We start from the raw sequence: 26543 nt of genomic DNA, 5'->3' as shown, positions 1-26543 counted from the left end.
GAACCGCATCCCGCCATGCTGGACATCCCATTCTGGAAGCGTCTGCTGATCCTGGGGCTCGTCGCCCTGGGTCTGCTCTATGCCATGCCGAACCTGTTCTATACCAAGGTCGAGCAGCATAACGACGCCGTCACCGCCGCCGAACGCAACGGGTTCGAATCCCAGGAAGACGCCGCCGCCCGCGCCGGTTGGCCGGACTGGCTGCCCTCGGGGCTGGTCAATCTGGGCCTCGACCTGCGCGGCGGCGCCCATCTTCTGGGCGAGGTGCATGTCCAGGATGTCTACAAGGCGCGGATGGATGCGCTTTGGCCGGAACTGCGCGACGCGCTGGCGGCGCAGCGCGACGTGGTCGGCGCCGTCCGCCGCGTCCAAGCGCCCGAGGGCCAGCTGGCGGTCGAGATCGGCAACCCCGATCAGATGGCGAAGGCGGTCGAGATCGCCCGCGGCCTGGCCGTGCCCGTCACCTCGCTGACCGGGGCGGGGCAGAGCGACCTGGCGATCTCGGCCTCGGGCAACCGGCTGACGGTGCAGCTTTCGGACGCGGAAAAGGCCGCGACCGACGACCGCACCGTGCAGCAGTCGCTGGAGATCATCCGCCGCCGCATCGACGAGGTCGGCACGCGCGAGCCGACGATCATGCGCCAGGGCAAGGACCGCATCCTGATCCAGGTGCCCGGCATCGGCTCGGCCGAGGAACTCAAGCAGTTGATCGGAACCACCGCGAAGCTGACCTTCAACCCGGTGGTCAGCCGCACCGCCGACGCCAATGCGCGTCCCGGCACCGGCAACGTGCTGCTGCCCTCGATGGACGAGCCCGGCGTCTATTATGTCATCGAGGAAAACCCGGTCGTCACCGGCGAGGAACTGACCGACGCCCGGCCCAGTTTCGACCAGAACGGCCAGCCGGCGGTGGATTTCCGCTTCGGCCCGTCGGGCGCCAAGCGATTCGGGGCCTATACTTCGGCCAATATCGGCCAGCCCTTCGCCATCGTGCTGGACAATCAGGTGATCTCGGCGCCGGTGATCCGGCAGGCGATCACCACCGGCTCGGGCCAGATCTCGGGCGCGATGAACGTGGACGAATCGACCCGGCTGGCCGTGCTGCTGCGCGCGGGCGCCCTGCCGGCGCAGATGACCTTCCTGGAGGAACGCACCATCGGCCCGGAACTGGGGCAGGATTCGATCGACGCCGGCCGGCTCAGCTCGATCATCGCCACGGTCGCCGTGGTGGCCTATATGGTCGCAAGCTACGGGTTGTTCGGCGTCTTCGCCTCGATCGCGGTGATCGTCAACGTCATCCTGATCCTGTCGGTCATGTCGATGATGGGGGCGACGCTGACCCTGCCGGGAATCGCCGGCATCGTGCTGACCGTCGGCACGGCGGTCGATGCCAACGTCATCATCTACGAACGCATCCGCGAGGAATTGCGCGCCGGCAAGCGCATCGTCAAGGCCATCGACGACGGCTTCGGCGAGGCGATGTCGGCGATCATCGACGCCAACGTCACCAGCTTCATCGCGGCCGCGGTGATGTTCTTCCTGGGCTCGGGTCCGGTCAAGGGCTTTGCGGTCACGCTGACCATCGGCCTTGTCACCTCGGTCTTCACCGCCATCTACCTGACGCGGTTGATGATCGTGTTCTGGCTGGAATGGCGCAAGCCCAAAGAACTGATCTTGTAAGGGAGCAGGACCATGGCATTTCGTCTGAAACTCGTTCCCGACAATACCAGCTTCAACTTCTTCCGCTGGCAATGGCTGACCTTCGGCGTCTCGGCCGCGGCCATGGTCGGCTCGGTCCTGCTGCTGCTGGTGATGGGGCTGAACTTCGGCATCGACTTCAAGGGCGGCACCACCATCCGCACCGAAAGCCCGACGGCCTTCGATGTCGGCGATTACCGGCAGGCGCTCAATGACCTGGACCTGGGCGACGTCTCGATCACCGAGGTCTTCGACCCGGCCTTCGGCACCACCAAGCATGTGGCGATGATCCGCATCGGCACCACGGACGAGACCGGATCGGTCACGCTCGAGCAGCTGAACGAGATCGAGGCGGCGCTGCACACCGTCGATCCGCAGGTGGTCTTTGCCGCGGTGGAATCGGTCGGGCCCAAGGTTTCGGGCGAGCTGATCAAGACTGCGCTCTATGCCGTGGGCGCGGCGACCATCGGCATCATGTTCTATATCTGGCTGCGCTTCGAATGGCAGTTCGCGCTGGGGGCGGTGATCTCGCTGATCCATGACGTGCTGCTGACGGTCGGGCTGTTCTCGCTGTTCCAGCTGCGCTTCGACCTGACCACCATCGCGGCGCTGCTGACGACGCTGGGCTTTTCGTGCAACGATACGGTCGTGGTCTTCGACCGGCTGCGCGAGAACCTGATCAAGTACAAGACGCGGCCGCTGCTCGACCTGATGAACCTGACCTGCAACGAGACGCTATCGCGCACCATCATGACCGCCGTCACCACCGCCATCGCGCTGACCGCGATGCTGATCTTCGGCGGCGACGTGATCCGCGACTTCGTCATCGCCATGCTCTGGGGCGTGATCGTGGGCTGCTATTCGACGATCTATGTCGCCAAGAACATCGTGCTGTGGCTGGGCGTCAAGCGCGACTGGTCCAAGCCCGGCCCCAGCGAAAAGGCGCCGGGCGAGGACATTCCCGCCGCCTTCCGGGATGTGCCCTGATGCCCATGATGGTGCCGACGGAATTTTCCGGGGCCGTGCCGGTGGACGGCTACGGCCCCGGCTTCTTTCGCGTCGGCGGCGTGGCGCATCACGGCGCGGTGATCGTCACCGCGCAGGGCGTGCAGCCCTGGGGCGGGCTGGATGACCGCGCCGCCCTGCTGGCGCTGGCCGGGCGGGTGGACGTGCTTTTCCTGGGCATGGGGGCCGAGATCGCCTTTCCGCCGCCCGAGCTGGCCGCCGCGCTGGAAGCGGCCGGGATCATGGCCGAGCCGATGAGCTCGCCCTCGGCCGCGCGCAGCTACAACGTCACGCTGTCCGAGGGCCGGCGCGTGGCCTGCGCGCTGGTCCCGCTATGAGCCTGCTTGCGGTCCGCGACCTGGCGGTGGCGCGCGGCGGGCTGCGTGCCGTCGAGGGCGTCAGCTTCGACCTTGCCGCTGGCGGGGCGCTGGTGCTGCGCGGGCCGAACGGCATCGGCAAGACCACGCTGCTGCGCACGCTGGCCGGGTTGCAGCCCGCGGTTGCGGGCGTGATCGAGGCCGCGCCAGACGCCATCGCCTATGCCGGCCATTCCGACGGGCTGAAGCCGGCGCTGAGCGCGGCCGAGAACCTGCGCTTCTGGGCCGAGATCTTTGGCGGCGAGGATATTGCCGGGGCGCTCGACGCGATGAACCTGCGCGAATTGGCCGACCGCCCGGCCCATGCGCTGTCCGCCGGGCAGAAGCGGCGGCTGGGGCTGGCGCGGCTGATGGTGACGGGCCGCCCGGTCTGGCTGCTCGACGAGCCGACGGTGTCGCTGGACCGCGATTCGGTGTCGCTGTTCGCCGCCATGCTGCGCGCCCATCTGGGCCGGGGCGGGGCGGCGGTGATTGCCACCCATATCGAACTGGGCCTGCCCGAGGCCGAGATCCTGGAGCTTGGCCCCTATCGCGCCAGCCAGGCCCGCCGCGAAGCCCGGCCGGCCGGCTTCAACGAAGCATTCGGATAAGGAGCGGGCGGGTGGAGGATCGGCGGATGAGCAATGGCCGGACGGGGGCGGGCGGATGAAGGCGCTGCTGATCCGCGACCTGCGGCTGGCCACGCGCGCCGGCGGCGGCTTCGGCCTGGCGCTGGCATTCTTCCTGATCGTCTGCACGCTGGTTCCCTTCGGCGTCGGCCCCGAGGGCGGCCAGCTTTCCCGCATCGCGCCGGGCATCCTGTGGGTGGGGGCGCTGCTGTCCTGCCTGCTGTCTCTGGACCGCATCTTCGCCCTGGATTTCGAGGATGGCAGCCTGGACCTGCTGGCCACCGCGCCCCTGCCGCTGGAGGGGACGGTGGCGATCAAGGCCGTCGCGCATTGGCTGGTGACGGGCCTGCCGCTGGCGCTGTCGGCGCCGGTCTTCGGGCTGCTGCTGCATCTGCCGGGGCCGGCCTATCCCTGGCTGGTCGCCTCGCTGATGCTGGGCACGCCGGCGCTGTCGATGCTGGGCGCCTTCGGTGCGGCGGTAACGGTGGGGCTGCGCCGCGGCGGGCTGCTCATGTCGCTCCTGGTGCTGCCGCTTTACGTGCCGACGCTGATCTTCGGGGCCGAGGCGGTGCGGCGAGGTGCCGCAGGGGCCGATCCGGTGACGCCTTTGGTCTTCCTGGCGGCGATCACGCTGGCCACATTGGCCCTGGCACCCTTTGCCGCAGCCGCTGCGCTGCGTGTCAATCTGCGGTGAACGCGACCACTGGCCACTTGAGCGGGCGCCGCGCCCGATTTAGGAAGCGAACATGTCAATCTGGGAATATGCCAACCCCGTCAAGTTCATGCGCACCTCGGGCGCCGTGCTGCCCTGGGTGGTGGCGGCTGCTGCGGTCTGCACCGTGGCGGGGCTGGTCTGGGGCTTCCTGACGCCCCAGGACTACAAGCAGGGATCGACGGTCAAGATCATCTTCCTGCACGTGCCCGCGGCGCTGATGGCGATCAACATCTGGCTGATGATGCTGGTGACTTCGCTGATCTGGCTGGTGCGGCGCCACCATGTCAGCGCGCTGGCCGCCAAGGCGGCTGCGCCCGTCGGCGCGGTGATGACGCTGATCGCGCTGATCACCGGGGCGATCTGGGGCCAGCCGATGTGGGGCACCTGGTGGGAATGGGATCCGCGGCTGACCTCGTTCCTGATCCTGTTCCTGTTCTATCTGGGCTACATGGCGCTGTGGGGGGCGGTCGAGAATCCCGACAGCGCCGCCGACCTGACCGGGGTGCTGTGCCTGGTCGGCTCGGTCTTTGCGCTCTTGTCGCGCTATGCGGTGAACTTCTGGAACCAGGGCCTGCATCAGGGCGCCTCGCTGTCCATGGCGCCGGGCGAGCGGATGTCGGCGGTCTATCGCTATCCGCTCTACCTGACCATGGCGGGGTTTTTCCTGCTGTTCCTGGCGCTGCTGCTGGTCCGCACCCGGACCGAGATCCGCCGCCGCCGCCTGGCGGCCCTGCTGGCAAGGGAGAACCGCGCATGACAGAACTTGGCAAATATGCCGGGACCGTCCTGGCCGCCTATGGCGCCAGCCTGGTGCTGCTGGTCGGCATCGTCGTCCAGACCGTGCTGGCCAATGCCCGCGCCCGCCGCGAATTGCAGGAGCATGAACGCCGTGGCTAGGATATCGCCGATGATGCTGCTGCCGGTGGCGGTCTTTGCCGGTTTCGCCGCTCTTGCCGGCTGGGCGCTGTTGCGCGACGATCCCGACGCGCTGCCCTCGGCCATGATCGGGCGCGAGGCGCCCGCGGTCGGCGAGACCACGCTGCCGGGCAAGGTGCAGCTGACCGACGAGATGCTGCGCCAGCCGGGGGTGAAGCTGGTCAACTTCTGGGCCAGCTGGTGCCCGCCCTGCCGCGCCGAGCATCCGACGCTGACCGAGCTTTCGGCCCGGCTGCCGGTCTATGGTGTCGACCTGAAGGATCCCGAGGGCGCCGCGCTGGGGTTCCTGTCCGAACATGGCGATCCCTATCACGCGCTGGCCACCGATCCGCGCGGCCGGGTGGCGATCGATTGGGGCGTGACCGCGCCGCCCGAAACCTTCATCATCGACGGCTCGGGACGCATCCTTTACCGCCATGCCGGGCCGCTGGTGCGCGAGGATTACACGAACCGATTCCTGCCCGAGCTGGAAAAGGCGCTGGCGGCCGAGTGACGGCGGCGCCGGCTTGGCTGCGGCCTTGCTGGGGTATTTTCGGAACGAAGAAGCCTGGGGCGCGCGCGGCGCCGTCGGCGCAGCCTGCGCACTGTCGCGGAAGTATTTGGAAAACGGTGAAGGCCACGGGCCGACAAGGCTTTCCAAGCCTTTCTTCGGGCGCTAAGACGGCCGGGCTTGCAAGAGGGCCGCCATGTCGCAAAACCAGACGACCATCGCTCCGCAACCCGGCATCATGGAGATCTCGCTTTACGAAGGCGGGGCCTCGAAGGTGGCCGGGGTCGAGAATGTCGTGAAGCTTTCCTCGAACGAGAACCCCTTCGGGCCGTCGGACAAGGCGCGCGAGGCGGTGATCCGCGCCGCCCATGCGCTGCATCGCTATCCCAATACCGACCATGCCGGGCTGCGCGCCGCCATCGGCGAGGTGCATGGGCTGGACCCGGACCGTATCATCTGCGGCGTGGGTTCGGACGAGATCATCCATTTCCTGTGCCAGGCCTATGCCGGGCCGGGGACCGAGGTGCTGTTCACCGAGCACGGCTTCCTGATGTACCGCATCTCGGCCCATGCCGCCGGCGCGACCCCGGTGCAGGTGGCCGAGCGCGACCGCGTCACCGATATCGACGCGCTGATCGCGGGCGCTACCGAGCGCACGCGGCTGGTCTTCGTCGCCAATCCGAACAACCCGACCGGCACCATGATCGGCCTGCCGGAACTGGAGCGGCTGGCCCGCGCCGTGCCGCAGGCGATCCTGGTGGTCGATGCCGCCTATGCCGAATATGTCGAGGATTACGATGGCGGCGCCGAATTGGCGAGCCGGCTGCCCAACGTGTTCATGACCCGGACCTTTTCCAAGATCTACGGGCTTGGGGGCTTGCGCGTCGGCTGGGGTTATGGCCCGCGCGAGATCGTCGATGTGCTGAACCGCATCCGCGGCCCCTTCAACCTGTCCAATGTCGCGCTGGAGGGCGCCGAAGCCGCCATGCGCGACCGCGAGCATATCGCCCGCTGCCAGGTCGAGAACGCCCGCTTGCGCGCCTGGCTGGCCGAGGCCTTGGCCGAGAAGGGGGTGCCTTCGGACACGTCCTGCGCGAATTTCGTCCTGGCGCGCTTTGCCGATGCGGGGACGGCCGAGGCCTGCGACGACTATCTCAAGGCTCAGGGGCTGATCGTGCGCCGCGTCGCCGGCTACGGCCTGCCGCATTGCCTGCGTATCACCGTGGGCGACGAGGCCTCGTGCCGGCGCGTGGCCCATGTCATCGGGCAGTTCATGGCCGAGCGGGCGGGAAGCCATTGATGGCCGTGATCTATGATCGCGTGGCGCTGATCGGGCTGGGGCTGATCGCCGGCTCGATGTCGCTTGCCATGCGCGAGGCGGGGCTGGCCGGTGAGGTGGTAGGCCATGCCCGCAGCCCCGAGACCCGTGCCGTCGCGGCCGAGATCGGGCTGGTCGACCGCGTGGCCGAAAGCGCCGCCGAGGCGGTGCAAGGTGCCGATCTGGTGGTGCTGGCGGTGCCGGTCGGCGCCATGGGCGCGGTCGCGGCCGAGATCGCGCCGCATCTGAAGCCGGGCGCGACCGTGACCGATGTGGGCTCGGTCAAGCAGGCGGTGATCGAGGCGGTGGCGCCGCATATCCCCGCGGGCGCGCATTTCATCCCCGGCCATCCGCTGGCCGGGACCGAGCATTCCGGGCCGCGCTCGGGCTTCGCCTCGCTGTTTCGCAACCGCTGGTGGCTGCTGACCCCGATCGAGGGCAGCGATCCGGCGGCGGTCGAGCGGCTGTCGGCGCTGATCCGTGCCATGGGCGCCAATGTCGAGGCGATGGATGCCGCCCATCACGACCTGGTGCTGGCGGTGACCAGCCATACGCCGCACCTGATCGCCTATACCATGGTGGGGGTGGCCGATCACCTCAAGCGCGTCACCGAAAGCGAGGTCATCAAGTATTCCGCCGCGGGTTTCCGGGATTTCACCCGCATCGCCGCCTCGGACCCGACCATGTGGCGCGACGTGTTCCTGCAGAACAAGGAGGCGGTGCTGGACATCCTGGGCCGCTTCACCGAGGAGCTTTTCGTGCTGCAGCGGGCGATCCGCATGGGCGACGGCCAGCACCTGCACGACTACTTCACCCGCACGCGGGCGATCCGGCGCGGCATCATCGAGGCCGGGCAGGATACCGCGGCGCCCGATTTCGGCCGCAGCCTGGCCGCGGGCGAGGCGCCGAAACCCTAGCGGCGGGGGCCCTAGCGCCGCGGGAAGGTCGGGGCCGGGCCCAGCACCATCGGGCCAAGGCTCATCCTGCCATCGGCGAAGTTCAGCGGCAAGCGCAGCTCGCCCTCGGCCGCGGGGGGGAAGTGCAGGCCGGCATCCTCGGGGAGCGGCAGGTCCGAGATGCTCTTCAGCATGGTGCCGGCCAGCACCACCACCCTGGGCGGGATGAGCCCGGCCGTGGCGGCGGCCTGCAACAGCGACTCGGCATCGCTGGTATAGACCACGAGCCGGCCCCGGGCGCGGCCCTGGGCATCCGCCTCGATCCGGCCCAGGATACGTGCCTGCACCGCGCCCAGGCGCAGTTCGGCATCGTCGAGCCGCAAGCCCACAGGCAGCGGCGACCGGTCGGGGTCCAACGTCGCCGGACGGGGCAGGGCATCCAGCCAGACCCGCCCGGTGGCGGCCAGGCTGAGCCGGCCGGGCAGGGGCAGGGTCGCGAACAGGCCGGGCTCCAGATCGTCGAGGCTGATATCCAGGTCATAGGCCGCCGCGGCACCCGCCGGCGCATCCGCGTCGAGATCGCGCCGCACCGCGTCGGCACGCAGCCGCGTGGCAAGCGCCGCGCCCTCGACCGTCAGGGGGCCGGCCTCGATCCGGGCCGAGGCCATGGCCAGCCCGTTCAGCGGCTGCACGCGCAGCCGGGCGGCGGCATCGCCGAGGCCCAGGTCCAGCGGACCAGAACCGGGATCGAGCACCGCGCGGGGCGGCAGCGCCAGCCGCAATTCGCTGGGCCGCAGCGGGCTGAGCCAAAGCTCGGCCTGCGACAATTCGACGCGGCCGAGATCGGTCTGCATCTCCACCGCCAGGGCCCGCACCCCGAGCCGCCGCGGGTCGCGCAATTCCTGCACCGTCTCCAGCTTCGCCGCGGGCTGCGCGGCCGCAATCCGGCGCAATTGCTGCGCCGCCAGGCTTTCTGCACCCAGCCACAGGCCGCCCAGGACCAGGGCCAGAACGATCAGGGGGGCTAGCAATCGGCGCATCCTGTCCTCGCGCATGTCATGGCGTCTTGGAACGCCGATCCCGCTGTCCTAAGTTTTTCCTGACCGAATTATCTAGGGTGCCGGGGTAAAGAATGGGTGAACGGCCGGAGCATTGGGTCTTTGCCTATGGCTCGCTGATGTGGGATCCGGGCTTTCCCGTGGCCGAGATGGTGCCGGCAAGGCTGGACGGCTATGCCCGCAGCTTCTGCCTGCGCTCGATCGTCTATCGCGGCACAAGCGAGCGGCCGGGCCTGGTGCTGGGCCTGGATGCCGATCCGGGGGCGCATTGCCGGGGCCTGGCCCTGCGCGTGGCCGAGCCGGACTGGGACGAGACGCTGGCCGGGCTGCGCGCGCGCGAACTGACCACCAACGCCTATGCCGAGCTTTTCCTGCCGCTGGTCCTGGAGGACGGCCGCGGCGTCGAGGCGATCACCTATGTGATCCGGCGCGACCATGACCAATATGCCGGCCCGCTGGAACTGAACGAACAGGCTCGCATCATCGCCCTGGCGCAGGGCGGGCGGGGGCCGAACGCGGATTACCTGTTCAATACCGCCCGGCATCTGGCGCAGATGGGCATCGAGGACCGGGCCATGGCCGAACTGGTGCGGCAGGTCCGCGGGCTGTTGCAGCCCGGCGGGAAATAGACAGGCGCGAGGGCGCTTGGCAGGCGCGGGTCCGGCCTCTACAGTCGGCCCGGAAAACAGCAAGGGGGTGGAACTTGTCCCGAACTGACGCCGAACCGCCCGAGGGGCCGCCCGCCGCGTCGGAAGGCCGCCGCTCTCGCGCCGCCCGGCTGGCGGCGACGCGCGACGGGGGCGCGGGCGGGGCCGGCCCGGCGCCACCGCAATTCTCGCAGCCGGTCCGGCAGATCGTGCTGATGCTGATCGTGCTGGTGCTGGTCGTGGCCGGGGCATGGTTCGCCTATGGCCGGATCGTCTCGATCTTTCATTCGAACGAATATCTGAACGGGCTGATCCTGGCGGTCTTCGTCATGGGCGTGCTGGGTTGCTTCTGGCAGGTGGCCGAGCTGGTGAAATCTGTCAGCTGGATCGAGCGTTTCGCCGCCCGGCGCCGCGCCGCCGCCGAACGCGGGGTCAGCGCGGCCGAGCCGGCCGGGCCGGATGACGCACCGCGGCTGCTGGCGCCCCTGGCCGCGCTTCTGGGGCAGCGCGGGCCGGTGGGGGGCGCGATCTCGACCGAATCCTCGCGCTCGATCCTGGAATCGGTGGCGACGCGAATCGACGAGGCCCGCGACATCACCCGCTACCTGGCGAACCTGCTGATCTTCCTGGGCCTGCTGGGCACGTTCTACGGGCTTGCGACCACGGTGCCGGCGGTGGTGGACACGATCCGCGCGCTGGCGCCGCAGGAAGGCGAATCCGGGCTCGAGGTGTTCAACAAGCTGATGACCGGGCTGGAATCGCAGCTGGGCGGCATGGCCACGGCCTTTTCCAGCTCGCTGCTGGGCTTGGCGGGCTCGCTGGTGGTCGGGCTGCTGGAGCTGTTCGTCGCCCATGGCCAGAACCGCTTCTATCGCGAGCTCGAGGAATGGATGTCGGGTTTCACCCGCATCGGCCTGGGCGGCGCGGAGGGGCAAGGGCTGGGCGAGGCGGCTCTGGCCGGTTTCATCGAGCGGGTCGAGGCGCAGATGGCCGGCTTGCAGGCGTTCTATGCCAGCCGCGACGAGTTGCGCGACCAGGAAGCCGCCGCCGCCGACCAGCGCTCGCTGGCCCTGGCCGAGGGGGTGGAGCGGCTGGCCGCGNATCGAGCGGGTCGAGGCGCAGATGGCCGGCTTGCAGGCGTTCTATGCCAGCCGCGACGAGTTGCGCGACCAGGAAGCCGCCGCCGCCGACCAGCGCTCGCTGGCCCTGGCCGAGGGGGTGGAGCGGCTGGCCGCGCTGCTGGGCACGGACCGGGATCGGCTGGGCGAGACGCTGGCCGCCGAGCGCGAGGCGACGGCCCAGGCCTTGTCCGGGGTCGAGCGGGCCATCGGCGGGCTGGCCGAGCCGCGCCGCGATCCGGATCTGGTCGCCTTGCTGGAGCGGCTGGCCGAAGGGCAGGACCGGCTTGCCGCCGAGCCGCGCCATGATCCGGCGCTGCCCGCGATGCTGGAGCGGTTGGCCGAGGGCCAGGAGCGGCTGGCGGCGCTTGCCTCGGGATCGTCGCCCGAGGATGCCCGGCTCGCGCGCGCGCTGGAGCGGCTGGCCGAGGGACAGGAGCGGCTGTTGGAACTCGGCGCACAAAAGCCGGCCGCCGCCTCGGGCGACGATCCCGAGGCGCGGATGCGGCTGCGGTCCATCGACGTGCAACTGGGCCGGCTGGTCGAGGAAAGCGCCAGCGGCCGCGACGGCCTGATCGCCGAATTGCGCAGCGACCTTGCGGCGCTGACCCGCGCGATCCGCAACCTGGAGCGCGGCGATGGGGCTTAGCCGGGGCGGCGGCAACCGTTTCTCTGCGACGATCTGGCCGGGATTCGTCGATGCGATGACGGCGCTCCTGATGGTCATGATGTTCGTGCTGACCATCTTTTTGCTGGTGCAATCGGTGCTGCGCGACCAGATCACCACCCAGGACAGCGAGCTGGACCAGCTTGGCCGGCAGGTGGCCGAGCTTTCGGATGCGCTGTCTACCTCGCAGGCGCGGGCGGCCTCGCTGGACCGCGACCTGGCGGCCGAGCGCGACCGGCTGCGGCGCTCGGAACAGGCCGTGGCCGCGGCGCGGGCCGAGATCGACGCCCAGGCCGAAGCGGCGCGGCTGGCCGCCGCCCGGCGCGAGGCGCTGGAGGCGCTGATCGGCGATCTGCGGCGGCGGAATGCCGAAACGCAGCAGCAGCTGGACGAGACCGAGACCGCGCGGCTGGCCGATGCGGCCGCCGCCGAGGCGCTGCGCGAGCGGCTGGCCAGGTCGGATGCGGAACTCGATGCCGCCACCCTGGAACTGGAGGCGGCGCGCAAGGAGGCCGAGGAAACCCTGACCCTGCTGGCCGCCGCCGAGGCTGCCAAGAAGCAGCTGGGCGAGCAGGCCGAGGCCCAGGCCAGCGAGGCCGAGAAGCAGGCCGCCCTGCTGGCCCTGGCCCGGCAGGAACTGTCCGAACAAGAGGCGCTGTCGGCCGAGGACCAGCGCCGGCTGGCCGCGCTGAACCAGCAGGTCGCGCGGCTCAACGACCAGCTGGGCAGCCTGCGCGCGGTGCTGGATGCGGCGGGCGATGAGCGCCGCGAGGCCGATCTGCGCGCCGAGGATCTGGGCCGGCAGCTGAACGTCGCCCTGCTGCGCGCCGCCGAGGAGGAACGCAAGCGCCGCGCGCTGGAAGAGGAGGCGCGCAGCAGGGCCGAGGCCGAGGCCAGGGATCTGGCCCGCTATCGCTCGGAGTTCTTCGGGCGGCTGTCGCAGATCCTTGCCGGACGCGAGGGCGTGCAGGTCGTGGGCGACCGCTTCGTCTTTTCCTCGGAAGTGCTGTTCGCGCCGGGCGAGGCGACGCTGTCGCCCGAAGGCCAGGCGCAGATCGCGCGGGTGGCGGAGATGCTGGGGCAGATCTCGGCCGAGATCCCGCCCGAGATCGACTGGATGATCCGCGTGGACGGCCATACCGACGACGTACCGCTTTCGGGGCTGGGGCGCTATCGCGACAACTGGGAACTCAGCCAGGCCCGCGCGCTGGCAGTGGTGCGCTACATGGTGGAGGAACTGGGCTTTCCGGTGACCCGCCTGGCGCCGGCCGGTTTCGCCGACACCCGCCCGGTGGCGCAGGGTGACACGCCCGAGGCCCGCGCCCGCAACCGCCGCATCGAACTGAAGCTGACCGAACGCTAGGCGCGTGGCAGGCCGCTGTCAGGCGTCGATGGTGCAGGCCCCGTGGCGGGTCAGCTTTCCTGCGGGGCGGCTTCGCGCGGCGGGCGGCCGATGATGTCGCGCAGCGCGTCCAGCTCGATGAAATTGTCGGCCTGGCGGCGCAATTCGTCGGCGATCATCGGCGGCTGGCTGCGCATGGTCGAGACCACCGAGACCCGCACGCCCTGGCGCTGCAGCGCCTCGACCAGCGGCCGGAAGTCGCCGTCGCCGGAAAACAGCACCGCATGATCCAGCCGCGGCGCCAGTTCCATGGCGTTGATAACCAATTCGACATCCATGTTGCCCTTGACCTTGCGGCGCCCCAGCGCGTCGGTATATTCGCGCGCGGGTTTCGTCACCATGGAATAGCCGTTGTAATGCAGCCAATCGACCAGCGGACGGATCGGTGAGTAGTCCTCGTTCTCCAGCAATGCCGTATAATAATAGGCGCGGACCAGCTTGCCGCGCCGTTCGAATTCCTGCCGCAGCAGCTTGTAGTCGATATCGAAGCCCAGCGACTTTGCCGCAGCATAAAGATTCGACCCGTCAATGAACAACGCCAGCCGGTCGTCCTTGTAAAACACGTTTCCCCCGAGATGTCTCGAAACCCAAGTCAGAAAGCGAACTTAGCCTTGGTTGCCCTGGGTGCAAACCTGCCTAGTTCGGCAGGTTCGCCGCCGGAAAGCCTGCGTTTTGCGCTGAAAAAGTTGTCGCAATTACCGCAGGTTGTGCCGGTTGCCTTCAGCCGCTTCTGGTTTACGCCCGCGTTTCCTGCAGGTTCCGGTCCCGAATATGTGAATGCGGCGGCGTCTTTCCGCTGCACCCTTCCGCCCGAACAACTGCTGCGCGAGTTGCACGAAATCGAGGCCGAGCTGGGCCGCCGCCGCGACGGCGGGCGCTGGCAGTCGCGGGGGCTGGACCTGGACCTGCTGGCCCATGGCGATCTGGTGCTGCCCGATGCGGCCGTGCAGGACCATTGGCGCCGCCTGCCGCCGCAGGATCAGGCGCTGCGTGCCCCGCCGCACCTGATCCTGCCCCATCCCCGGATGCAGGACCGCGGCTTCGTCCTGGCCCCCCTGGCCGAGATCGCGCCGAACTGGGTGCATCCCCGCCTTGGGCTCAGCGTGGCGCAGATGCTGGCGGCGCTTCCGCCCCAGGCTTTGGCGGGGATGCGACCGGCAAGTGCTTGACATTTCCGTCGCGGGCGCCCAAATAACCGGCCTCGCCCCCTGCACCCCGATTCCAGCTGATAAGGTTGACCGATGGCCCGCGTTACAGTCGAAGATTGCGTCGATAAGGTTCCGAACCGTTTTGACCTGGTGATGCTGGCGTCCCATCGCGCGCGCGAAATCGCGGCCGGCAGCCCGCTGACCGTCGATCGCGACAACGACAAGAATCCCGTCGTCGCCCTGCGCGAGATCGCCGACGAAACCCAGCCCGTGGACGATCTGCGCGAGCGCATGATCGAGGCGCACCAGACCCAGATCGAGGTCGACGAGCCCGAGGAGGACGCGATGGCGCTTCTGCTGGGCGCCGAGATGGATCGTCCCAAGCCCGCCGACGAGGAATCGGAAGAGCGCATGCTGCGCATGATGCTGGAAGCGCAAGGCAGGAACTGAATCCAAAGGTCTTCGGCCCATCATGATCGACGTCGAAGACCTCATCGCGCTGATCCGCAATTACAACCCGCGCACCAATGCAGAACTGATCCGCGACGCCTATGAATACGGGCGCCGCATGCATGAAGGCCAGTTCCGCCATTCGGGCGAACCCTATTTCACCCATCCCGTCGCCGTCGCCGCCATCCTGACCGAGATGCGGCTGGACGATGCCACCATCGTCACCGCGCTCTTGCACGACACGATCGAGGACACGCGCTCGACTTGGGCCGAGGTGGCGCAGATCTTCGGACGCGAGATCGCCGACCTGGTCGATGGCGTCACCAAGCTGACCAACCTGCAGCTGTCCGGGGCGCATTCCAAGCAGGCCGAGAATTTCCGCAAGCTTTTCATGGCGATGTCGCGCGATCTTCGCGTGATCCTGGTCAAGCTGGCCGACCGTCTGCACAATATGCGGACGATCAAGTCCATGCGTCCCGAAAAGCAGCAGCAAAAGGCGCGCGAGACCATGGACATCTATGCGCCGCTGGCCGGCCGCATGGGCATGCAATGGATGCGCGAGGAGTTGGAAGACCTGGCCTTCAAGGTCATCAACCCCGAGGCGCGCAATTCGATCATCCGCCGCTTCGTCAGCCTGCAACGCGAATCCGGCGACGTGATCCCCAAGATCACCGCCGACATCCGCGCCGAGCTGGAACGCGAGGGGATCGAGGCCGATGTCTATGGCCGCGCCAAGCGCCCCTTCAGCATCTGGCGCAAGATGCAGGAAAAGCAGCTGTCCTTCTCGCGCCTGTCGGATATCTACGGCTTTCGCATCATCACCCGCACGGAACCCGACTGCTATCGCACCCTGGGCGTGATCCATCACCGCTGGCGCGCGGTGCCGGGCCGGTTCAAGGATTACATCAGCCAGCCCAAGGCGAACGGCTATCGCTCGATCCACACCACCGTCTCGGGGCGCGACGGCAAGCGGGTCGAGGTGCAGATCCGCACCCGCCAGATGCACGAGGTGGCCGAGGCGGGGGTGGCCGCGCATTGGGCCTATCGCGACGGGGTGCGCACCGCGAACCCCTTTGCCGTCGATCCGGGCGAATGGATCGCCAGCCTGACCGAACGCTTCGGCGAAGAGGATCACGACGAGTTCCTGGAACACGTCAAGCTGGAAATGTATTCCGACCAGGTGTTCTGCTTTACCCCCAAGGGCGACGTGATCCCGCTGCCCAAGGGGGCGACGCCCTTGGATTTCGCCTATGCGATCCATACCCGGCTGGGCTCGTCCTGCGTCGGCGCCAAGGTGGACGGGATCCGGGTGCCGCTGTGGACGCGGCTCAAGAACGGGCAGTCGGTCGAGATCATCGCCGCCTCGGGCCAGCGCCCGCAGGCGACCTGGCTCGATATCGTCGTCACCGGCCGTGCCAAGGCGGCGATCCGCCGTTCGCTGCGCCAGGAGGACCGGACGCGCTTCATTCGCCTGGGCTCCGAACTGGTGCGGGTGGCCTTCGAGCATGTCGGGCGCAAGGTCAGCGACAAGGCGCTGCGCACCGCGGCCAAGACCATGGCGCTGCCCGATACCGACGAATTGCTGGCCCGCATCGGCAGCGCCGAGATTTCGGCCCATGACGTGCTGACCACGCTTTACCCGGAACTGGCCGAAAAGCGCAGCGAGATCGACGCCCGGCGCGCGGTGGCGGGGCTGGCGGCCGACCAGGAATTCACCCGCGCGCCCTGCTGCAATCCGCTGCCGGGCGAGCGCATCGTCGGCATCACCTATCGCGGCAAGGGCGTGGTCATCCATGCCATCGACTGCCCGGTCCTGGCCGAGTTCGAGGAAAGCCCCGACCGCTGGGTCGACCTGCACTGGCGCGAGGGCCAGCACCCGGCGGCCTATTCGACCATGCTGTCGCTGACCATCCGCCACGATGCCGGCGTCCTGGGCCGGATCTGCACGCTGATCGGCGCGCAGGGGGCGAATATCTCGGACCTGGAGTTCATCGACCGCAAGCCGGATTTCTATCGCCTGCGCGTCGAGATCGAGCTGCGCGACCGCGAGCATCTGCACACGCTGCTGACCGCGCTGGAAACCGAAAGCGACGTGGCCCAGGTCTCGCGCATCCGCGATCCCTCCGCCCATATGAACTGAGGCCCGGCCGACATGTTCAAGAGACGCAAGCCGCTGAGCTACGCTCAGATGTGGACCGAGATGTTCTATCCGCGCTCGGGCTGGAAGCGGGCGTCGAAATACGTGCTGCACCGGCTGCGCCGCCTGCCGGACCAGCCGCATCGGGTGGCGCGGGGCTGGGCCTGCGGCATCTTCATCTCCTTCACGCCGTTCTTCGGTTTCCATTTCATGGGTGCGGCGGCGCTGGCCTGGCTGATCCGCGGCAATATCCTGGCGGCGCTGCTGGGCACTTTCGTCGGCAATCCGCTGACCACGCCCTTCATCGCGCTGACCTCGGTCGGGCTGGGGCGCTGGATGCTGGGGGTCGAGGGCAAGTTCACCCCGCATCTGATTTTCGACGAGTTCACCCGCGCCGGCAGCGAGCTGTGGAACAACCTGCTCGCGCCGCTCAGCGCCGAGCGCACGGCGCATTGGGACCAGTTGCTGCAATTCAACGAGCAGATCTTCCTGCCCTATGCGGTGGGGGGCGTGCTGCCCGGAATCGCGGTCTCGGTCGCGGCACATTACCTGACCGTGCCGCTGATCAAGGCCTATCACCGCCACCGCGAAAAGCAGATGGCCGAGCGCATCGCCCGCGCCAAGGCCCGGCGCGAACGCGAACTGGCGGAAAAGGGCTAGAAGCCCAGCCGGTCGCGCAGCGAATACCAGCCCATGCCGGCGACCAGCAGCGGCCAGCGCAGCGCAGCGCCGCCGGGAAAGGCGGGCGAGGGCAGGGCGGCCATGGTGTCGAAGCCTTCGCTCTGCCCCTGCACGGCCTGCGCCATCAGCTTGCCGGCAAGATTGGCCAGCGCCAGCCCATGGCCGGAATAGCCGCTGGCCGACAGGCAGTTGGGCGCCGGCCGGGCAAAGCAGGGCATCCGGTTCATGGTGATCGCCAGCGTGCCGCCCCAGGCATGGGTCAGCTTCACATCGGCAAGGCCGGGATAGATCTCCAGCAGCGGCTTGCGCACCTTGGCGGCGATGTCGGCGGGAAAGCGATAGCTGACATTCTCGCCGCCGCCGAAGATCAGCCGCCCGTCGGGATCGAGCCGCCAGTAATTCACCACGAATTTGGTGTCATGCACGCCGATATCGCGGGTCAGCACCTCGGCCGCCCCCGCGCCCAGGGGCTCGGTCGCGACGATGAAATTGTTGATCGGCATGACACGGGCGGCGACATGGGTGTCGAGATTGCCCAGATAGCCATTGGCCGCCAGGATGACATGGTCGCAGATCACCCGGCCCTTGCCGGTCTGGACCACGCTCTTTTCGCCGGCGCGGCGGGCGTGGCGGATATGGTGGACATGGCTCAGCTCGCGGATCCTCGCGCCTGCGGCATCCGCCAGCCGCGCCATGCCGATCGCCAGGTTCAGCGGATGCAGATGCCCCGCGCCATGGTCCAGCTCGCCGGCGACATAGGCCTGCGAGGGCACCAGCGCGCGAAAGGCATCGCGCTCCAGCGCCTCGATCCGATCATAGCCGTAGTCGCGCGCCAGCCTGTCGATCAGGACGCGGGCATGGTCCAGCTCGGCGGGCTTGCGAAAGGCATGGGCGATGCCGTCGGCCACCTGAACGCCGCAGCGCGCGGCCAGTTCGCGGGTCAGGCGCTTGGCCTCCTCGGCCATGTCCCACAGGCGATGGGCGGCCTCGCGACCCGCCATCCGCTCCAGCTCATCGACCTCCAGCCGCTGCCCCGAGCCGAGCTGGCCGCCATTGCGCCCCGAGGCGCCGAAGCCCACGCGATGCGCCTCCAGCACCACGACGTCGCGCCCCGCCTCGGCCAGATGCAGCGCCGCGGCAAGCCCGGTATAGCCGGCGCCCACCACCACGACATCGGCCCGCTCCTCGCCGCGCTGCTCGGGGAAAGGGGGCAGCGGGTCGCGGGTCGCGGCATAGAGGCTGGGCGGATATTCCCCCCGCCGGTCGTTGGAAAACAGCAGGTTCATGCTTCGGCTTTCACCGTTTCTCAAATACCCATCCCGACGGCGCACCAAGGCCAGGCCGTGCCCGGCTCTACACGTTCAGCAGCAGATGCTCGCGTTCCCAAGGGCTGATGACCTGCAGGAACTCCTTGTATTCGTTGCGCTTGACCGCCTGGTAGACGTCGATGAACTCCGGGCCCAGCACCTCGCGCATCGCCGTGTTCTCGTCCATCAGGTCCAGCGCGTCGCCCAGGTTATAGGGCAACTCGTCCTCGGACATATAGGCGTCGCCCAGGCATTCGGCGCGCGGATTCTCGCCCTCGACCAGGCCCAGATAGCCGCAGGCCAGGCTGGCGGCGAGGCCCAGATAGGGGTTGCAATCCATGCCCGCCAGCCGGTTCTCGACCCGCCGCGCCTCGGGCTTCGAGATCGGCACGCGCAGCCCGGTGGTGCGGTTGTCGCGCCCCCATTCCAGGTTGATCGGCGCCGCGAAATCGGGGACATAGCGGCGATAGCTGTTGACATAGGGCGCCAGCAAGGCGACCGCCGCCGGCAGGTGCTTCTGCATGCCGGCGATGAAATGCATGAAGGCCGGCGTCTCGCGGCCCTGCGCGTCGGAAAAGATGTTGCGCCCGTCCCCGATCCCGACGACCGAGTGGTGGATATGCATGGCGCTGCCCGGCTCGCCCTCGATGGGCTTGGCCATGAAGGTGGCGAAACAGTCGTGGCGCAGCGCCGCCTCGCGGATCAGCCGCTTGAAATAGAAGATCTGGTCGGCCAGGGCGACCGGGTCGCCGTGGTTCAGGTTGATCTCGACCTGGCCGGCGCCGCCTTCCTGCAGGATGCCGTCGATCTCGAAGCCCTGTGCCTCGGCGAAGTCGTAGATGTCGTCGATCACCTTGCCGTATTCGTCCACCGCCGACATGGAATAGGCCTGCTTGGCGGCGGCGCGGCGGCCGGTACGGCCCATGGGCGGCATGATCGGCTGGTTCGGGTCGATGTTGCGCGCTACCAGGAAGAACTCCATCTCGGGCGCGACGATGGGGCGCCAGCCCTTCTGCCGGTAAAGATCGACCACCCGTTTCAGCACGTTGCGCGGCGCGATCGGCACGGGATTGCCCGACTGGTCCGAGACGTCGTGGATCACCTGCAGGGTCACGTCCGCCGTCCAGGGCGCCGCCGTCGCGGTCGAGAAATCCGGCGTCAGGATCATGTCCGGCTCGGTGAAGGCGCCCGAGGGATTGTCGGCCCAGTCGCCGGTGATGGTCTGCAGGAAGATCGAATTCGGCAGGTAGAACCGTTCCTGATGCGCGAATTTCGAGGCCGGCATGGCCTTGCCGCGCGCCACCCCGGCGATGTCGGCGACGATGCATTCCACCTCGTCCAGGCGGCGCCCGGCGACATAGTCCTGCGCAGCCTGCGGGGTTTCCTCGATCCAATGCGGCTTCATGCGGCCCCCTGCCGGTCTTCTGCGCTGAAGGCGCGGGGCGCCTTGAAGAAAGCCTCGATCCGGTCGGCGATGCCGGGCGATTGCCGCGGGGTGCCCATGCGGGCGCTGGCTTGGTCCAGGAGCGGCTTGGGCACCGCGCCGCGGCCGCGATGTTCGATCAGCCCCTGGATGAAGGCATCGTCGAACTCGGGATGAGCCTGGACGGTAAAAGCGCGGTCCTCATAGACCAGCGCCGCGTTTTCGCAGAACTCGTTCCGGGCGACGACCTCGGCATCCTCGGGCACGGCGACGACCTGGTCCTGGTGCCAGGCGTTCAGCGTGACCTTTTCGCCGCCGAAATCGTAGTCATGCGCGCCGACCGCCCAGCCGCCGGGATGCTTTGCCACCGTGCCGCCAAGTGCCTGGGCGATGATCTGGTGGCCAAAGCAGATGCCGACCAGCGGCACATGTTCGGCATAGGCCCTGCGGATGAAGTCCTGAAGCGGCGGGATGAAGGCATGGTCTTCGTAGACGCCATGGCGCGAGCCGGTCAGAAGCCAGCCTTGGGCGTCGTGGACGCCCTGCGGGAACTCCATGTTCTCAACGTGATAGCTGGTGAATTCGAAACCCCGCCCGGCAAGAAGCCGCTCGAACATCGTGTCATAGTCGCCGAGATCGCCGCGAAGTTCCTCGGGCGACTGGCCGCATTTGAGAATGCCGATACGCATGGTGACTGGCCTGTCGGTTGTTCCCCCTGAAGCTAGTCGGGCGCGGCGCGGCCGGCAAGGGGCTGCGGTTCCGGTCGGGGCTGGCAGCGGCCGCAACACCGCGCTAGGCTGCCGGCAAAACCAGCAGAAAGGATTGGCCATGCCCGGATTGCGCCCCGATGTGGACCCCGAGGGATTGCAGGAGTTCTCGGTCGTCTTCACCGACCGCTCGCTCAACCACATGTCGCAGAAATTCCAGGGCGCGATGCGCGACATCTCGGCCACGCTGCGCGAGGTCTATGGCGCGGATGCCGTGGCCCTGGTCCCCGGCGGCGGCACCTGCGCCATGGAGGCGGTGGCGCGCCAGTTCGGCCGCGATGCCCATGCGCTGATCGTCAGGAACGGCTTTTTCAGCTATCGCTGGAGCCAGATCTTCGAGGCGGGCGGCTTTGCCCGCCAGACCACGGTGATGATGGCGCGGCCGCAGGGCAACGAGCCCCGCGCCCCCTTCGCTCCCGCCGCGATCGAGGAGGTGGTGGAAAAGATCCGCGACACCCGCCCCGATGCCGTCTTCGCCCCGCATGTCGAGACCGCGGCAGGCATGATCCTGCCCGACGATTACATCAAGGCGCTGGCCGATGCCGCGCATGAGGTGGGCGCCATCATGGTGCTGGACTGCATCGCCTCGGGCGCGATCTGGGTCGACATGCGCGAGACCGGCGTGGACGTGCTGATCTCGGCGCCGCAAAAGGGCTGGTCGGCCTCGCCCTCGGCCGGGATGGTGATGCTGTCGCCGCGCGGCATCGAGCGGCTGGAGACGACGGTCAGCGACAGCTTCGCGCTGGACCTGAAGAAATGGCGCGCGATCATGAAGGCTTACGAGGATGGCGGCCATGCCTATCACGCCACCCTGCCGACCGATGCGCTGCTGGGCCTGCGCGATGCGATGGAGGAGACGCGCGCCTTCGGCTTCGAGGCGGCACGCGAGGCGCAATGGCGGCTGGGCGACGCGGTGCGCTCGGAACTGGCGCGGCGCGGGCTGCGCTCGGTCGCGGCCGAGGGCTTTGCCGCGCCGGGGGTGGTGGTCTGCCATACCGACGACCCCGAGGTGCAAAGCGGGCGCAAGTTCCTGGCCGCCGGCTACCAGATCGCCGCGGGCGTGCCCCTGCAGCTCGGCGAGGGCGAGGGATTCCGCAGCTTCCGCATTGGGCTTTTCGGGCTCGACAAGCTCAAGGATGTCGACGGCACGATGGCGCGGCTGGTTTCCGCCTTCGATGCGGCGCTTTGACGCTGCGGGCAGGAAATCGGGGCCGGTCCGGGAACGATCTGCGGGTTTCCGGGTTGGCTCTCCGAAACCGTTGCAGCCTTGCGAAAGGACAAGATCATGGCGAACCACGAAGCCACCGCCGACGAACTGAAGGCCAAGGCGCGCGCGGCCGCTGACGATGTAGGCCGTCATGCCAGCCGCGCCGCCGACGAGGCCAGCGCCGCCTATGAGACTGCCCGCGAGAAGGGCGCCGAACTTTACGAGACCGCGCGCGAAAAAGGCGCCGAATTCGTCGAGGACGCCAAGCGCCGCGGCGCCGAATATGCCGAGACGGTCCGCGAGCGGGGCCATGATTATGCCGAGCGCGCCCGTGACGAGGCCCGCCGGCTTTACCGGCAGGGCGAGCGCCAGGCGCATGAGGTCGCGGCCCATGCCGAGGAATATTACGACGAGGTCTCGAACATGGTGCGGCGCAACCCGGCGCAGGCGCTGGGGATCGCGGCCGGGGTCGGCTTCCTTCTGGGTCTGATCATCGCGCGGCGCTGAGTCTCGGCGGATGTTCGACTATACCAGGAAACTCCAGCTCGCCCTGACCGACAGGCTGCGCCGCACCGGCCTGTCCGTCGGGGCAGGCGTGGCCCTGCTGATCGGGGCGGGTTTCCTGCTTGCGGCGCTGTGGACCTGGCTGGCCGATCACCTGGGTTGGGGGGCGCTTGGCGCCTCGCTGGCGATCGGTCTGGGCTTTCTGCTGATCGGGCTGGTGGTGATGCTGATGGCGCGCAAGGAACGCCATCCCGTCCCCGGCACCGACGAGCTGAAGGCCGAGGTCGAGGAGCGGCTGATGCTGGCCGCCGACATGGCCGTCGAAAAGGCCACCGGCGCGGCGGATGCGGCGCTGGAGCGCGCCTCGCAAAAGGCCGGCCAACTGATCGACCGGGCCGAGCAGCGGGTGCATGCGCTGACCGACAGCCTGGCCTACAAGGCGGATCGGCTGGCCGACCGCGCCGAGGCCAGCGTCTATGGCGTCGCGCGCCGGGCCGGTGAAAGCGCCGTCGGCACCCTGGGCTTGCCGCCCGATACGCTGCGCCGCGCCGCCGGGACGGTACAGGGCGCCTCGCAGTCCCGCGCGGCGGCCATCGCGCCGCTGATCGGCGCCTTTGCCGTGGGGATGACGCTCGCCTCGCGCTTGCGGCAAGGGCGCCACCGCGACGAGCCGGACTGGGAAGACGCCGAGGACCGGACCGAAGATCCTTATTGAGGATCGTCCCGCAACCCCTTGACAGAAAAAGACCCCGCCGCCGGCGGGGTCTGTCTTTCCTGTCGCCGCCGGCGCGCCCGCGGTCAGGCGTTCGCCTCGCGGATCTTGTTGGCGGCATCCTTGTCATAGGTGACGCCGGCCTTGTCGAACAACTGGTCCAGTTCGCCCGACAACGTCATCTCGGTGACGATGTCGCAGCCGCCCACGAACTCGCCCTTGACGTAAAGCTGCGGGATGGTGGGCCAGTCCGAGAAATCCTTGATGCCCTGGCGGATCGCCTCGTCGGCCAGTACGTTCACGTCGCGATACTGGACGTTCATATAGTTCAGAACCCCGGCCACGCGGCTTGAAAAGCCGCATTGGGGCATCTCCTTGGTGCCTTTCATGAACAGGACGACATCGTCTGCGTCGATCGTCTCCTGGATTTGCTGGCGTGCATCGGTCATTTCGTCCGGTCCTTGCTGAAGCGCCGCCTGGCTGCGACTACTTGCGGTTGCTCTTAATCGGGTGCCTTGGTGGTCAGCGCAAGGGCATGCAGCGCGCCGTTGGGGCCGTCCATATGGCCCTGCAGCGCCGCATAGACGGCACGTTGCTGCTGAACGCGGTTCTGGCCGCGGAAGCTTTCGTCGATCACCTCGGCGGCATAGTGGTTTCCATCCCCGGCAAGGTCGGTGATCGTGATCTTGGCATGCGGAAATGCAGCGCGGATCAGGGCTTCTATATCCTGGGCTTCCATCGCCATGGCGGATCCTTTCTTTGTTCTGCAAGATGTAGGGGAAGCCCGCGCGACCCGCAAGATCGCCCGGCCTGCGCAATCGCTTCGCCCCCGCTAGGCGGGGCAGAACCACCCGCCGTCTTGCGGGTCGGGGATCCGTCTCGGCCGCGGGCGGGCGCCGCCGCCCGCAGCCCCCGTGCGGCGGCGCGAGATGAAGAACGGGCCGGCCGGCCCGGCCCAGGTGCCTTGCGGTTGCCCGGCGCCTATTGCACCAGGAACTTGCGATGCTGGGCGTGACGCACGGCCAGCTTGCGCCCCATTCGGCCCGAGGCCAGGATACGCGCCCCTGGCGGCACATCATCCTCGGGCCGGTCGCGCAGTTCGGGGAAAAGCGCAAAGATCTCGGCCTGGGCCTGGCGGCCGACGGATTTCAGCGCCTCGGGCCCGGTATAGAGCGATTCGGTCTCGGCCCCCTCGGACAGCACGATCTCGTGCTGGTCGAACAGGAAGTGGAAATATTCGACCGCCGGCATGTCGTCGGCGATGTCGATGCCGTTGATCTGCAAAAGCTGCTTGGCGGCGACCAGGACCTCGGGCGTGCCGAACATCTTCAGCGCGATCTTCGAGCGCACCAAGATCCGGTGCTGGGGCGAGACGATCAGGTCGCGCAGGGGCAGCCCCTTGCCAAGCGCGCCGGCGGCAATGCGGATCGGGCGCAGGTTCGGGCTGGTGTCCAGCGTCTTGCTGCACAGCACGCGCGAGCCGATCCAGCGCACCGGCTGCAAGCCGTTGTCGCGGGTCACGACCAGCATGCCGGGCGCCAGTTCCTCGACCGGCAGCGGCCCTTGTCCGGTTTCGATCAGCGTCCCGCGGGCAAAACAGGGAAAGCAATGCCGATCGGTGAAGATGCCGTTGTAATCCAGGTCATAATTGCTCGACCCGTCGGGAAACGAGACCGAGGTGATGGGGCGGGTGGTCAATGCCTCGACCTCCTGCAGCGACGCGCCCCTGGGCGGCGGCATCAGGAAGGTATTGCCGGCGGTGTCCTGCATGATGCGGACTGGCAGGATCAGCGTCTCGTGGCTGCCGTCGGGATTGGCGAAGGTGACGGCGGTGTTCTTGACGACGAAGGTCGAATCGACCTTGTGGCTGGCGATGGTGCCGTCGCCATCGGCGTCGTGGCGGATGGGCTCGGCAAGAAAGCCGGAGGGGCTGTCGGTATGGATGATACCGTCCCGGTCGATGTCCAGGGCACTGACCTCGACCAGCTGGCGCGACAGCGGAGCCGCCTGCGAGCCGAAGCTGGCGCCGCCCAATATGGCGCTGGCCTTGCCTGCGCCGGGAACGAGTTCCCAGGGATCCATATCGGGCAGTTTTCCCAGGAAGATCATCTTTTCGCAGTCGGGTCCGGCTGGACCGCAGTGATTTTCGAGACCGGCATAATTGAAAGACATTTTAACACTCACCATCAGATACGAGCCCTTGCGGGGGACCGCGTAATCGTTTGCCCTGCGTGACCGATTCAGGCAGACAGAGCCATTCACCGAAAATGGCGGTTCCAGCACCAAGGCCGGACGAATCCGTCAGGAGCCGCGACGCGCAGTATCGGGCCAACAGGGCGCCGACCGGTTTTGTCTAAAAGATATAAGCATCTTGACAAGCGAAAAAACTGAACTGTTCTGTTAAAAATTAAGCGATTCTATCTGGTTAAGCCGTCTTGCGGCCGATGGCGCGCCCGGGGCGGGTTGCCGGACGCATGGTCCTGCATCTGCCCGGTTGAACCCTCGCGGGATGGCCCCGGGATCGCGGCAAGGAAGCCGTGGGCGGCGGCGCGGGCAGGGCGGGTCATGCCCTGTGCCATCCTGTTTCTCTCAGCCTGCGCCCTCGCCGCGACCGTCATCTATTGGTTGCCAGTCCTGGCCGTAGCGGAGCATCGCCAATACAGACCTGCGCGAAGGGGTCGATCGGTCGCTCTGCTTCATCGTCAGCACCACGTTTTGCCCGCCATTTATAGATGAGGGGTCGCGCAACCCGACCTTCCTGCTCGACCTGCTGAACAGTCAGCTCGCCCGCATTCAGTTTGTTGATGACGAATTTCTTGAAACTGGACGGCCAGATGCGCCGTCCCGTCGAGCTGATGGGGATCGTAAAGCCGGATGGCTGGAAGGGTGGGGTGTCTTTGGTCATGCTGTCCTTCGGGTTCGAGACAGCATTACACCGGCACAGGCTGGCGTTCAGAGCCTGCGAGCGGGGTCAGTGCAACGCTTACAGGGAATCGGGGGGGCCGGCACCGCGCAGGCCGCGTCCGCGATCAGGGTCGGCACGCCATGCGCACGCCGTGCGACGCGGCAGCAGGCCGGGTTTGCAGAGCAAACGGAAGCCCGGCGATGCTGCCGTCGAGGAAGCGTCGCCGCCCTGGCGCGGCACCTTGACCGAAACCCGCTCGAACCGGCAGCCTCTCCATATCGCTGCCGGGGCGCTGTTACGGTGGCGGCTTGGCGGCGGTTTTCACCCGGGCGTTGAAGCGGGCGATCTCGCGCGGCTCGGCGCTCTG

At 68.0% G+C, this 26543-nt stretch carries 30 protein-coding genes; 21 read left to right on the top strand and 9 right to left on the bottom strand.

Annotated features, from left to right (window positions below; translation table 11 throughout):
* Positions 1-15: 15 nt before the first annotated feature.
* The 10 genes from secD to ACDP63_RS17780 all read left to right on the top strand — a co-directional run bounded on the left by secD (position 16) and on the right by ACDP63_RS17780 (position 8064).
* Positions 16-1680, top strand: a complete 1665-nt coding sequence (gene secD / locus ACDP63_RS17825) for a protein translocase subunit SecD (RefSeq protein WP_028710318.1) — start codon at positions 16-18, stop codon at positions 1678-1680.
* Between the two features lie 12 nt (positions 1681-1692).
* The gene (gene secF, locus ACDP63_RS17820; protein ID WP_409928376.1) at positions 1693-2685 is read left to right on the top strand and encodes a protein translocase subunit SecF; all 993 of its coding nucleotides are present in this window, start codon (positions 1693-1695) and stop codon (positions 2683-2685) included.
* Positions 2685-3041, top strand: coding sequence for an Mth938-like domain-containing protein (locus ACDP63_RS17815; protein ID WP_024844542.1), 357 nt, complete (start codon positions 2685-2687; stop codon positions 3039-3041). Before secF ends, ACDP63_RS17815 begins: the two co-directional genes overlap by 1 nt.
* Entirely contained in the window at positions 3038-3670 is a 633-nt protein-coding gene (gene ccmA, locus ACDP63_RS17810) for a heme ABC exporter ATP-binding protein CcmA (RefSeq protein WP_024844543.1), read from the top strand. Before ACDP63_RS17815 ends, ccmA begins: the two co-directional genes overlap by 4 nt.
* A gap of 55 nt (positions 3671-3725) precedes the next feature.
* Positions 3726-4382, top strand: a complete 657-nt coding sequence (ccmB, locus tag ACDP63_RS17805; protein ID WP_024844544.1) for a heme exporter protein CcmB — start codon at positions 3726-3728, stop codon at positions 4380-4382.
* Between the two features lie 52 nt (positions 4383-4434).
* Positions 4435-5160, top strand: coding sequence for a heme ABC transporter permease (locus ACDP63_RS17800; protein WP_024844545.1), 726 nt, complete (start codon positions 4435-4437; stop codon positions 5158-5160).
* Complete coding sequence (gene ccmD, locus ACDP63_RS17795) at positions 5157-5300, top strand: heme exporter protein CcmD (protein WP_024844546.1); 144 nt, start codon at positions 5157-5159, stop codon at positions 5298-5300. The genes ACDP63_RS17800 and ccmD overlap by 4 nt, the downstream gene beginning before the upstream one ends.
* A gap of 13 nt (positions 5301-5313) precedes the next feature.
* Positions 5314-5832, top strand: coding sequence for a DsbE family thiol:disulfide interchange protein (locus ACDP63_RS17790; protein WP_024844547.1), 519 nt, complete (start codon positions 5314-5316; stop codon positions 5830-5832).
* 193 nt (positions 5833-6025) lie between these two features.
* Positions 6026-7129: a histidinol-phosphate transaminase gene (hisC, locus tag ACDP63_RS17785; RefSeq protein WP_024844548.1), complete on the top strand. Its 1104-nt coding sequence runs from the start codon at positions 6026-6028 to the stop codon at positions 7127-7129.
* A complete protein-coding gene (locus ACDP63_RS17780) occupies positions 7129-8064 on the top strand; it encodes a prephenate/arogenate dehydrogenase family protein (protein WP_024844549.1) in 936 nt (311 codons plus the stop codon). Before hisC ends, ACDP63_RS17780 begins: the two co-directional genes overlap by 1 nt.
* A gap of 11 nt (positions 8065-8075) precedes the next feature.
* On the opposite strand, the gene ACDP63_RS17775 is transcribed toward ACDP63_RS17780, so the two are convergent.
* A complete protein-coding gene (locus tag ACDP63_RS17775; RefSeq protein ID WP_256233555.1) occupies positions 8076-9098 on the bottom strand; it encodes a DUF2125 domain-containing protein in 1023 nt (340 codons plus the stop codon).
* 77 nt (positions 9099-9175) lie between these two features.
* Here ACDP63_RS17775 and ACDP63_RS17770 point away from each other — a divergent pair, with 77 nt between their 5' ends.
* The 4 genes from ACDP63_RS17770 to ACDP63_RS17755 all read left to right on the top strand — a co-directional run bounded on the left by ACDP63_RS17770 (position 9176) and on the right by ACDP63_RS17755 (position 12896).
* Positions 9176-9730 carry a gamma-glutamylcyclotransferase gene (locus ACDP63_RS17770; protein ID WP_024844551.1) on the top strand — a complete coding sequence of 185 codons (555 nt, stop codon included), beginning with the start codon at positions 9176-9178 and terminating at the stop codon, positions 9728-9730.
* Between the two features lie 233 nt (positions 9731-9963).
* A complete protein-coding gene (locus tag ACDP63_RS17765) occupies positions 9964-11175 on the top strand; it encodes a hypothetical protein (RefSeq protein WP_409928378.1) in 1212 nt (403 codons plus the stop codon).
* Positions 11120-11515 carry a hypothetical protein gene (locus ACDP63_RS17760; protein ID WP_409928375.1) on the top strand — a complete coding sequence of 132 codons (396 nt, stop codon included), beginning with the start codon at positions 11120-11122 and terminating at the stop codon, positions 11513-11515. The genes ACDP63_RS17765 and ACDP63_RS17760 overlap by 56 nt, the downstream gene beginning before the upstream one ends.
* Positions 11505-12896, top strand: a complete 1392-nt coding sequence (locus ACDP63_RS17755) for a peptidoglycan -binding protein (RefSeq protein WP_024844553.1) — start codon at positions 11505-11507, stop codon at positions 12894-12896. The genes ACDP63_RS17760 and ACDP63_RS17755 overlap by 11 nt, the downstream gene beginning before the upstream one ends.
* 50 nt (positions 12897-12946) lie before the next feature.
* Here ACDP63_RS17755 and ACDP63_RS17750 read toward each other — a convergent pair whose 3' ends face one another.
* On the bottom strand, positions 12947-13498 hold the full coding sequence (locus ACDP63_RS17750; protein WP_024844554.1) for an NYN domain-containing protein: 552 nt from the start codon (positions 13496-13498) through the stop codon (positions 12947-12949).
* A 12-nt stretch (positions 13499-13510) separates the two neighbouring features.
* Here ACDP63_RS17750 and folK point away from each other — a divergent pair, with 12 nt between their 5' ends.
* The 4 genes from folK to ACDP63_RS17730 all read left to right on the top strand — a co-directional run bounded on the left by folK (position 13511) and on the right by ACDP63_RS17730 (position 17330).
* A complete protein-coding gene (gene folK / locus ACDP63_RS17745) occupies positions 13511-14104 on the top strand; it encodes a 2-amino-4-hydroxy-6-hydroxymethyldihydropteridine diphosphokinase (protein WP_036747547.1) in 594 nt (197 codons plus the stop codon).
* 72 nt (positions 14105-14176) lie between these two features.
* The gene (gene rpoZ, locus ACDP63_RS17740; RefSeq protein WP_024844556.1) at positions 14177-14533 is read left to right on the top strand and encodes a DNA-directed RNA polymerase subunit omega; all 357 of its coding nucleotides are present in this window, start codon (positions 14177-14179) and stop codon (positions 14531-14533) included.
* 22 nt (positions 14534-14555) lie between these two features.
* A complete protein-coding gene (locus tag ACDP63_RS17735; RefSeq protein WP_024844557.1) occupies positions 14556-16673 on the top strand; it encodes a RelA/SpoT family protein in 2118 nt (705 codons plus the stop codon).
* A 12-nt stretch (positions 16674-16685) separates the two neighbouring features.
* Positions 16686-17330, top strand: a complete 645-nt coding sequence (locus ACDP63_RS17730; RefSeq protein WP_024844558.1) for a DUF2062 domain-containing protein — start codon at positions 16686-16688, stop codon at positions 17328-17330.
* Here the strand turns inward: ACDP63_RS17730 and ACDP63_RS17725 are convergent.
* The 3 genes from ACDP63_RS17725 to ACDP63_RS17715 form a co-directional block, all read right to left on the bottom strand.
* Positions 17327-18637: an NAD(P)/FAD-dependent oxidoreductase gene (locus ACDP63_RS17725; RefSeq protein ID WP_024844559.1), complete on the bottom strand. Its 1311-nt coding sequence runs from the start codon at positions 18635-18637 to the stop codon at positions 17327-17329. The two genes, ACDP63_RS17730 and ACDP63_RS17725, sit on opposite strands and share 4 nt — an antisense overlap.
* Before the next feature lie 67 nt (positions 18638-18704).
* Complete coding sequence (locus ACDP63_RS17720) at positions 18705-20063, bottom strand: glutamine synthetase family protein (RefSeq protein WP_024844560.1); 1359 nt, start codon at positions 20061-20063, stop codon at positions 18705-18707.
* The gene (locus tag ACDP63_RS17715) at positions 20060-20770 is read right to left on the bottom strand and encodes a type 1 glutamine amidotransferase (RefSeq protein WP_024844561.1); all 711 of its coding nucleotides are present in this window, start codon (positions 20768-20770) and stop codon (positions 20060-20062) included. Before ACDP63_RS17715 ends, ACDP63_RS17720 begins: the two co-directional genes overlap by 4 nt.
* A gap of 139 nt (positions 20771-20909) precedes the next feature.
* On the opposite strand from ACDP63_RS17715, the gene ACDP63_RS17710 reads away from it, so the two are divergent.
* The 3 genes from ACDP63_RS17710 (at position 20910) to ACDP63_RS17700 (ending at position 23274) form a co-directional block, all read left to right on the top strand.
* On the top strand, positions 20910-22037 hold the full coding sequence (locus ACDP63_RS17710; RefSeq protein WP_024844562.1) for an aminotransferase class V-fold PLP-dependent enzyme: 1128 nt from the start codon (positions 20910-20912) through the stop codon (positions 22035-22037).
* A gap of 96 nt (positions 22038-22133) precedes the next feature.
* Complete coding sequence (locus tag ACDP63_RS17705) at positions 22134-22562, top strand: YqjD family protein (protein WP_024844563.1); 429 nt, start codon at positions 22134-22136, stop codon at positions 22560-22562.
* Between the two features lie 10 nt (positions 22563-22572).
* On the top strand, positions 22573-23274 hold the full coding sequence (locus ACDP63_RS17700) for a phage holin family protein (RefSeq protein ID WP_409928374.1): 702 nt from the start codon (positions 22573-22575) through the stop codon (positions 23272-23274).
* An 83-nt stretch (positions 23275-23357) separates the two neighbouring features.
* Here the strand turns inward: ACDP63_RS17700 and grxD are convergent, their stop codons facing one another.
* From grxD to ACDP63_RS17680, 4 genes are all read right to left on the bottom strand, one after another.
* Positions 23358-23720 carry a Grx4 family monothiol glutaredoxin gene (grxD, locus tag ACDP63_RS17695; protein ID WP_024844565.1) on the bottom strand — a complete coding sequence of 121 codons (363 nt, stop codon included), beginning with the start codon at positions 23718-23720 and terminating at the stop codon, positions 23358-23360.
* Positions 23721-23773: 53 nt separating this feature from the next.
* On the bottom strand, positions 23774-24016 hold the full coding sequence (locus tag ACDP63_RS17690; protein WP_024844566.1) for a BolA/IbaG family iron-sulfur metabolism protein: 243 nt from the start codon (positions 24014-24016) through the stop codon (positions 23774-23776).
* A 236-nt stretch (positions 24017-24252) separates the two neighbouring features.
* On the bottom strand, positions 24253-25380 hold the full coding sequence (locus ACDP63_RS17685; protein ID WP_024844567.1) for a Hint domain-containing protein: 1128 nt from the start codon (positions 25378-25380) through the stop codon (positions 24253-24255).
* 505 nt (positions 25381-25885) lie between these two features.
* Positions 25886-26176, bottom strand: coding sequence for a hypothetical protein (locus ACDP63_RS17680; RefSeq protein WP_147277971.1), 291 nt, complete (start codon positions 26174-26176; stop codon positions 25886-25888).
* Positions 26177-26543: the final 367 nt, after the last annotated feature.

This window comes from Paracoccus sp. P2 (genome assembly GCF_046335115.1).
Lineage (GTDB): Bacteria > Pseudomonadota > Alphaproteobacteria > Rhodobacterales > Rhodobacteraceae > Paracoccus > Paracoccus pantotrophus.
The sequence above is the reverse complement of the archived record's forward strand: the minus strand, read 5'-3'. Positions and strand labels throughout refer to the sequence as shown.

Coding starts and splice junctions, on each gene's coding strand:
- ACDP63_RS17715 (WP_024844561.1), bottom strand. CDS start 20,770: ATGCGTATCGGCATTCTCAAATGCGGCCAGTCGCCCGAGGAACTTCGC.
- grxD (WP_024844565.1), bottom strand. CDS start 23,720: ATGACCGATGCACGCCAGCAAATCCAGGAGACGATCGACGCAGACGAT.
- rpoZ (WP_024844556.1), top strand. CDS start 14,177: ATGGCCCGCGTTACAGTCGAAGATTGCGTCGATAAGGTTCCGAACCGT.
- ACDP63_RS17755 (WP_024844553.1), top strand. CDS start 11,505: ATGGGGCTTAGCCGGGGCGGCGGCAACCGTTTCTCTGCGACGATCTGG.
- folK (WP_036747547.1), top strand. CDS start 13,511: ATGTCTCGAAACCCAAGTCAGAAAGCGAACTTAGCCTTGGTTGCCCTG.
- secF (WP_409928376.1), top strand. CDS start 1,693: ATGGCATTTCGTCTGAAACTCGTTCCCGACAATACCAGCTTCAACTTC.
- ACDP63_RS17680 (WP_147277971.1), bottom strand. CDS start 26,176: ATGACCAAAGACACCCCACCCTTCCAGCCATCCGGCTTTACGATCCCC.
- ACDP63_RS17730 (WP_024844558.1), top strand. CDS start 16,686: ATGTTCAAGAGACGCAAGCCGCTGAGCTACGCTCAGATGTGGACCGAG.
- secD (WP_028710318.1), top strand. CDS start 16: ATGCTGGACATCCCATTCTGGAAGCGTCTGCTGATCCTGGGGCTCGTC.
- ACDP63_RS17780 (WP_024844549.1), top strand. CDS start 7,129: ATGGCCGTGATCTATGATCGCGTGGCGCTGATCGGGCTGGGGCTGATC.
- ACDP63_RS17735 (WP_024844557.1), top strand. CDS start 14,556: ATGATCGACGTCGAAGACCTCATCGCGCTGATCCGCAATTACAACCCG.
- ACDP63_RS17720 (WP_024844560.1), bottom strand. CDS start 20,063: ATGAAGCCGCATTGGATCGAGGAAACCCCGCAGGCTGCGCAGGACTAT.
- ccmB (WP_024844544.1), top strand. CDS start 3,726: ATGAAGGCGCTGCTGATCCGCGACCTGCGGCTGGCCACGCGCGCCGGC.
- ACDP63_RS17790 (WP_024844547.1), top strand. CDS start 5,314: ATGCTGCTGCCGGTGGCGGTCTTTGCCGGTTTCGCCGCTCTTGCCGGC.
- hisC (WP_024844548.1), top strand. CDS start 6,026: ATGTCGCAAAACCAGACGACCATCGCTCCGCAACCCGGCATCATGGAG.
- ACDP63_RS17800 (WP_024844545.1), top strand. CDS start 4,435: ATGTCAATCTGGGAATATGCCAACCCCGTCAAGTTCATGCGCACCTCG.
- ccmD (WP_024844546.1), top strand. CDS start 5,157: ATGACAGAACTTGGCAAATATGCCGGGACCGTCCTGGCCGCCTATGGC.
- ACDP63_RS17815 (WP_024844542.1), top strand. CDS start 2,685: ATGCCCATGATGGTGCCGACGGAATTTTCCGGGGCCGTGCCGGTGGAC.
- ACDP63_RS17770 (WP_024844551.1), top strand. CDS start 9,176: ATGGGTGAACGGCCGGAGCATTGGGTCTTTGCCTATGGCTCGCTGATG.
- ACDP63_RS17690 (WP_024844566.1), bottom strand. CDS start 24,016: ATGGCGATGGAAGCCCAGGATATAGAAGCCCTGATCCGCGCTGCATTT.
- ACDP63_RS17725 (WP_024844559.1), bottom strand. CDS start 18,637: ATGAACCTGCTGTTTTCCAACGACCGGCGGGGGGAATATCCGCCCAGC.
- ACDP63_RS17710 (WP_024844562.1), top strand. CDS start 20,910: ATGCCCGGATTGCGCCCCGATGTGGACCCCGAGGGATTGCAGGAGTTC.
- ACDP63_RS17705 (WP_024844563.1), top strand. CDS start 22,134: ATGGCGAACCACGAAGCCACCGCCGACGAACTGAAGGCCAAGGCGCGC.
- ACDP63_RS17775 (WP_256233555.1), bottom strand. CDS start 9,098: ATGCGCGAGGACAGGATGCGCCGATTGCTAGCCCCCCTGATCGTTCTG.
- ACDP63_RS17700 (WP_409928374.1), top strand. CDS start 22,573: ATGTTCGACTATACCAGGAAACTCCAGCTCGCCCTGACCGACAGGCTG.
- ACDP63_RS17685 (WP_024844567.1), bottom strand. CDS start 25,380: ATGATCTTCCTGGGAAAACTGCCCGATATGGATCCCTGGGAACTCGTT.
- ccmA (WP_024844543.1), top strand. CDS start 3,038: ATGAGCCTGCTTGCGGTCCGCGACCTGGCGGTGGCGCGCGGCGGGCTG.